We start from the raw sequence: 1,059 nt of genomic DNA, 5'->3' as shown, positions 1-1,059 counted from the left end.
TAAGAGACAGCTCCCTCAACTGCGTCGAGGGCCCCACCCCGGACCCCTGCGGCACATGCAGTTCCTGCCGGGCACTGGCGCCCGAGGGCTCGGGCAGCATCGACGTGACCGAGCTCGACGCGGCCAGCCACGGCGGTGTGGACGACGCCCGTGAACTGCGGGACAAGGCGTTCTACGCCCCCGCCGAATCACGCTATCGGGTGTTCATCATCGACGAGGCCCACATGGTCACCACGCAGGGGTTCAACGCCCTGCTCAAGATCGTGGAGGAGCCGCCGGAACACCTGATCTTCATCTTCGCCACCACCGAGCCGGACAAGGTGCTGCCGACGATCCGGTCCCGCACCCACCACTACCCGTTCCGGCTGATCCCGCCGACCGCGATGCGCGAGCTACTCGAACGCAACGTGGCGGCAGAGGGCGTCCGCGTCGACCCGGCGGTGTATCCGCTGGTGATCCGGGCCGGGGGCGGTTCGGCGCGTGACACGCAGTCCGTATTGGACCAACTGCTGGCCGGGGCCGGTCCGGAAGGCGTGGACTACCAGCGGGCCGTGGCGCTGCTCGGCGTCACCGACTCCGCACTGATCAACGAGATGATCGACGGGCTCGCGAAGGACGACGCGGCCGCGGTCTTCGGCACCGTGGAGCGGGTCGCGGAGGCCGGGCACGACCCGCGCCGCTTCGCCTCCGACCTGCTGGACCGGCTGCGCGACCTGGTGCTGGTGCGCTCGGTGCCGGACGCGGTGACGCGCGGCCTCGTCTCGGCCCCCGAGGACGAGCTGAACCGGATGGTCGAACAGGCGCAGGGGATCGGGCTCGCCACCCTCACCCGCTACGCCGAGATCGTCCACAATGGACTTGCCGAGATGCGTGGGGCGACTGCGCCGCGCCTGTTGCTCGAACTGCTGTGCGCACGCATGATGCTGCCCGCGGCCGCCGACGGCGAAGCGGCCCTGCTGCAGCGGCTCGAACGGCTGGAGCGCAGGGCCGTCACGGGAGCGCCGGTGGCCGAGGCCCCGCGCGCGGCGGAAGTGCCGTGGGCGACCGCCCCCGCCGCAC

General features: G+C 71.4%; 1 protein-coding gene. It reads left to right on the top strand.

The annotated features are described in order from the left end of the window. Positions 1 to 1,059: DNA polymerase III subunit gamma and tau (locus FNH05_RS37645; protein ID WP_144593579.1), on the top strand; the 1,059-nt coding region annotated here is incomplete at both ends.

Origin of the sequence: Amycolatopsis rhizosphaerae (assembly GCF_007713715.1) — a bacterium.
In the GTDB taxonomy this organism is placed as follows: domain Bacteria; phylum Actinomycetota; class Actinomycetes; order Mycobacteriales; family Pseudonocardiaceae; genus Amycolatopsis_E; species Amycolatopsis_E rhizosphaerae.
This window is presented reverse-complemented; position numbering and strand designations above follow the sequence as displayed.